Genomic DNA, 5416 nt, shown 5'->3' on the forward strand with positions numbered 1-5416 from the left:
CCGAGCAGCATCGCGCCCAGAGCGCGCGGGTAGACGGTGAAGCGGCCGCCGCCCCGGCTGACCGTGACCCCGGCCCCGGTGGCGCAGGCACTCTCGACACCCGCCCGTCTCACCTCCGAGCGGGGCGCGCCGCGGGAACGGGAGGTCCGGTAGATGACGGTGTGCCCCGCGGCCGCCAGGCCGTCCGCGACATGCTCCAGATACCGCTCGCTTCCACCGCCCTGCGGATGGGTGCTGTCTCGCCAGCACAGCAGCAGGATTCGAGCCACGGCGCACACTGTACGCAGCGCGGGTCGGGCGGAGGGCCGCCGGTATCGTCTGCGCTGTGACCCCACCTGCAGATCATCGGTCGAGCGCGCTGCGTTCGGTGGCCCGCCGCGCCACCCTCGGACGCTCGCTCGGGCTCCTGCGCTCGTTCCCCCTGGAGCAGTCCGACCCGGATGCCTTCTACTCCGGGCTGGCGCGGGACACGGTCGAGCTGGTGGCGGACCTCTGGGCGGAGTCGGGGGACCTGTCGGGAGACGGGTCGGTGGGCTCGGCGACCGCAGCGGATCGTGGGCATCCCGCGAGAGCCCGTCTCCCGGGGCTCACGGTGCTCGACGTGGGGGGAGGGCCCGGGTATTTCTCGGATGCCTACGCCGCGGAGGGCGCGCGCTACGTCTCCGTCGAGCCCGACGTGGGGGAGATGTCCGCAGCCGGGTTGGACCAGTCGGGCTCGGTCCGGGGGAGCGGGATGTCGCTGCCGATCCGGTCGGACTCGGTGGACGTGTGCATCTCCTCCAACGTGGCCGAGCATGTGCCCGAGCCCTGGACGATGGCCGAGGAGATGCTCAGGGTGACGCGACCCGGTGGTCTCGTCGTGGTCTCCTACACCCTCTGGTACGGCCCGTTCGGTGGTCACGAGATGGGGATGACCCACTACCTCGGCGGAGAGCGTGCCCGGCGGATGTACGAACGTCGACACGGACACCCGCCGAAGAACGTCTACGGCGACTCGCTGTTCGAGGTGGGGTGCGCGGAGGGCCTCGAGTGGGCGCGGGGCACCGACTCGGGCGTACTGCTCGCCGCCTTCCCGCGATACCACCCGCGGTGGGCGTGGTGGCTGGTGCGCGTGCCACTGGTCCGCGAGGTCCTGGTGTCGAATCTCGTGCTGGTGCTGCGGGCCCGGTAAGCACCGCGTGCACCGGGCGGCATGTGCGAGGCGCCGGGCGGCATGCGCTGGGCACCTGGCGGCATGCGCGAGGCGCCGGGCGGCGTCGCCGAGGTCCGCCCGGGGATACGGACACTCGTCTACCATGGGTGGAACACGTTCTTGTTTTCTACCTCTCGGAGGTCCCCGTGGTCGTCGTCCATGACAAGCTCTTCTCCGGCACGCGCTGGACCGATCCCCTTTCCACGGGGGTTCTCGAGGTGACGTCCCCGGCAACGAACGCCGTCGTCGGGCGGGTGGCCGAGACCACCACGGAGGACGTCGACGAGATGGTCAGCCAGGCCAGGGACTCCTTCGAGTCGGGCGTGTGGCGGCTCACCCCGCCCGCCGAGCGGGGCGCGCTGATCGGCCGGGTCGCAGACATGCTCGAGGAGCGCCAGGGCGAGGTCTGCCAGATCCTCTCCGACGAGATGGGCACCCCTCCGGGGACCGCCGCCATGATCCAGGTGACGCCCACGCTCGGTGTGCTGCGGTACTACGCGTCGCTGGCCGCGGACTTCCCGTGGTCCGAGGTCCGGCACGGCGACTACGGCGCCTCCGTGGTCACCCGTCAGCCTGTCGGCGTGGTCGCCGCCGTCACCGCGTGGAACGTCCCGCTCTACCTCAACTCCGCCAAGCTCGGCCCGGCACTGCTCTCGGGTAGCTCGGTGGTCCTCAAGCCGTCGTCCGCGACCCCGCTGTCCGCGCTGTGGCTGGCGGACCTGTTCCGGGAGGCCGGCCTGCCCGAGGGCGTGCTGTCCGTGGTGACCGGCCCAAGCTCCGTCGGCGACCACCTGGTTTCGCACCCGGAGGTCGACAAGATCTCGTTCACCGGCTCCACCGGGGTCGGCAAGCACATCGCCGGCATCGCCGCCCAGAACCTCACCCGCTGCTCGCTTGAGCTCGGCGGGAAGAGCGCGGCGATCGTCCTCGAGGACGCCGACATCGCCGCCAACGCCGGGACCATGGTGTTCTCCGCCCTGATGAACTCCGGCCAGGCGTGCGTGTCCCAGAACCGCATCCTCGCCCCGCGGTCGCGCTACGACGAGGTGGTGGAGGCCCTGGTCGAGAACGTCAAGGCCATGCCGGTCGGCGACCCGGCCGCCGAGGGCACCGCGTTCGGGCCGCTGGCCAACCACAAACAGAAGGACAGCGTCGAGGGGTACATCCGCAAGGGTGTCGAGGAGGGGGCGACGATCGCCTACGGCGGCGGGAAGGTCGAGGGCCTGCCCGCCGGCGTCGCCGAGGGTGCCTACGTCCAGCCGACCGTGTTCACCGACGTCGACAACTCCATGACCATCGCCCAGGAGGAGATCTTCGGGCCGGTACTCCAGGTCATCGCGTACGACACCGTCGACGAGGCCGTGCAGATCGCCAACGACTCCGAGTTCGGTCTAGCGGGCGCCGTGTACTCGGCCGACCCGGACGCCGCGCTGGCCGTGGCGCAGCGGGTGCGCACCGGCACCATGGGCATCAACTGGTACGCCTTCGACCCCAGCGCGCCGTTCGGTGGCTTCAAGAACTCCGGCCTCGGCCGCGAGAACGGACCCGAGGGGCTGGACGCCTACTGCGAGCTGCAGAGCGTGCTCATGCCGTTCGGGTGGGAGCCTCCCACCACGTGAGCGGCTGACCGCACCGCGTCACCAGCGGGCCGGGACTCCTCCGGGGTCCCGGCCCGCCGCGCTCACTCCACGCGGTAGCCGACGCCCCGGACGGTGTGGACCTTGTTCTCACCGATCTTGCGGCGCAACGACCGGATGTAGACGTTGACGATGTTCGAACCGGGGTCGAAGTCCATACCCCACACGCTCTCGAGCAACTGCTCACGGCTGATGGTCTCACCCTTGTTGCGCAACAGCATCTCCAGCAGCGAGTACTCACGGTTGGTAAGCTCCTGGATCCGGCCGTCGACCTCGACCCGGCGGGTACGGATGTCCAGGCGCATGCCGGCGTGCTCGAGGATGCCGGGGTCCTCCGACGCCTCGTGCTCGCGCAGACGGAGCCGGATGCGGGCCAGCAGCTCCGGCACACGGAAAGGCTTGACCATGTAGTCGTTGGCCCCGGAGTCCAGTCCCTCGACGGTGTTCGCGACGCTGTCGCGGGCCGTGAGGATGATGACGGGAGCCGCGAACCCACGGTCCCGCGCCTCGCGGAGCAGCGTCAGACCGTCGGTGTCCGGCAGCCCGATGTCCAGCAACATCAGATCGATGTCGGAGATGGTCGACAGGATGGACCGCGCGCTCTCCCCGTCCACAGCCTCGAGTGCGGTGTACTCGGCGCCGCCGAGTGCCTTGACCAGTACCGATCGGATGAGGTCGTCATCCTCCACGACGAGAACATTCGTCATGCATCCCTCCTTCTAAGACAATGGAGTATCCCACGAGGGCACGTGATTCGAGCGCGACTTCAGGTCGTGTCCCCGGGTCCGCCGGACCATCGGTGCCGTTCCGACCGTCCCGTGCCGGACCGACGGCGTCGCTCGGAGCCCCTACCGATCGAGGAGGTCGTCTCGTCACCGTCGGCGTCCGTGTCGTTCTCGGTGGCGGACGCGGATTCGGTGGCGGACTCGAAACTCGCGGCGACGTAGGGGACGACGATGCAGAACGCGGCCCCTCCGCCCTTCGCGTTGAAGGCGAACGCACGGCCCCCGTGGGCCCGGGCGATCGTCGCGACGATCGCCAGGCCCAGTCCGGTTCCCCCGCGTCCGTCCCGGAGCTGCCCTCGGGCGGTGTGGAACCGCTCGAAGATGCTCTCCTCCTCGCCGGGCGGGATCCCGGGTCCGCTGTCGCGCACCCACCACAGCAGGCGACGCCGGTAGTTCTCGCGATGTGGGGGGTCGGGCAGCGGTCCTGCCGCCAGGTCAGCGGTGACCGTCGGGTCCCCGGGGGCGATGGCGCGGCAGCCGATCTCGATCAGGTCGCCGGGGCCGGTGAACCGGACGGCGTTGGAGCAGAACTGGATGAGCGCCTGGGTGATCCGGTGCTGGTCCAGCAGGGCGACGTCCTCGGCGTACGGGAGGACCGACCACTCGCGGTCGGCGATCACGTCGATCTTGGCCTCGACGTCCAACACCAGTTCCGCGACGTCCGTGGGGGCGGTCTGGAGGAAGTCGGGACGGTCGGAGCGCGCGAGGGTGAGCAGGTCCTCGACGATCCGGGTCATGCGGGACAACTCGTCCTGCATGATCCGGGTGGTCTCGGCACGCTCCTCCGGATCCTCGGGCATGAGGTCCAGATTCCCCTGGACCACGGTCAGGGGCGTGCGGAGCTCGTGGCCGGCGTCGTCGAGGAATTCCCTCTGCGTCCGGTAGGCCTCCTCCACGCGCTCGAGCATCGCGTTGACCGTGTCGGCCAGGGAGACGATCTCGTCCGGGCCGTCGACGGGGACCCGTCGTGACAGGTCCGCGGCGGAGATGGTCTCCGCCGCCTCGCGGATCCTGCGGACGGGGACGATCATCCGGCCGGCCAGGAGCCATGCCACGAGCGCGCTGAGGACGATCCCGCCGGCGCCTGTGCTGAGCAGGAGGTCGGCGACGCGACCGGTGTCCTCGCGGGTGGGCGCGTCACTGATCGCGACCACGATGTTCGCCGGCCCGGCCGGGCTGTCGACCTCGGCCTTCCGCCAGCGCACGGTGCCGTCGAGGACACCGGACCCCTCGTCCGACACCAGCCCGATCCGTTGGATCTGGGACCGCATGGCCGGAGGGAACAGGGCGTCGTCGTCCGAGCTGAACCTCGACAGCGTGAACTGTGTCCCCGAGGTGGTGGCGGTCCCCACCAGGAGTAGTTCGGCCGACGGGTACTGCTGGGCCAGATAGGCGCGGATCAACTGCTCGGTGGTGGGGCTCTCCGACTCGTTCGACGGCAGTATCCCGGCCTCCATGAAGGTCGAGAAGTCCGCGGCCTCGCGGTTGAGACGCAGGTCGGTCGTCCGCTCGGCGGTGAGGTAGAGCACCTGCAGCGTGAACAGCACCATCGCGGCGAACACGGCGGCAGAGGTGAGCGTGATGCCCAGCGTGATGCGCAGGCGCGCCGAATACCACCACCGGACCGAGCGCGCCCTTCTGAGCCCCGGGGTCACTCCGGTGAGGAACGGGAGTAGGAGCGCGAGGAGTCCCGGAGGGTCCCGTCACTGCGCGGGTCCGCAGAGGCGTGCGGAGGCGGCCCCGTGGTCCCTGCGTGAGCGGGGCGCCCGGTGTCCGCGGCGTGTGGCGGCGGCGGGCGGTTG

The 5416-nt window shown here is 70.4% G+C and carries 4 protein-coding genes and 1 pseudogene; 2 read left to right on the forward strand and 3 right to left on the reverse strand.

All coding sequences use genetic code 11. The features are described 5' to 3' along the window. Positions 1 to 269 (reverse strand): annotated as a pseudogene (locus G6027_RS11360) (hypothetical protein); the annotation flags it as partial. A gap of 56 nt (positions 270 to 325) precedes the next feature. Here G6027_RS11360 and G6027_RS11365 point away from each other — a divergent pair. Beyond that, positions 326 to 1171, forward strand: coding sequence for a class I SAM-dependent methyltransferase (locus G6027_RS11365; protein ID WP_346995703.1), 846 nt, complete (start codon positions 326 to 328; stop codon positions 1169 to 1171). Positions 1172 to 1299: 128 nt separating this feature from the next. Further along, the gene (locus G6027_RS11370) at positions 1300 to 2811 is read left to right on the forward strand and encodes an aldehyde dehydrogenase (protein WP_346995704.1); all 1512 of its coding nucleotides are present in this window, start codon (positions 1300 to 1302) and stop codon (positions 2809 to 2811) included. A 62-nt stretch (positions 2812 to 2873) separates the two neighbouring features. On the opposite strand, the gene G6027_RS11375 is transcribed toward G6027_RS11370, so the two are convergent. Then, the gene (locus tag G6027_RS11375; RefSeq protein WP_182637285.1) at positions 2874 to 3536 is read right to left on the reverse strand and encodes a response regulator transcription factor; all 663 of its coding nucleotides are present in this window, start codon (positions 3534 to 3536) and stop codon (positions 2874 to 2876) included. 59 nt (positions 3537 to 3595) lie between these two features. Beyond that, positions 3596 to 5269 carry a HAMP domain-containing sensor histidine kinase gene (locus G6027_RS11380; protein WP_346995705.1) on the reverse strand — a complete coding sequence of 558 codons (1674 nt, stop codon included), beginning with the start codon at positions 5267 to 5269 and terminating at the stop codon, positions 3596 to 3598. Positions 5270 to 5416 lie beyond the last annotated feature (147 nt).

The organism is Dietzia sp. SLG310A2-38A2 (assembly GCF_014145095.1).
Classification (GTDB): Bacteria; Actinomycetota; Actinomycetes; order Mycobacteriales; family Mycobacteriaceae; genus Dietzia.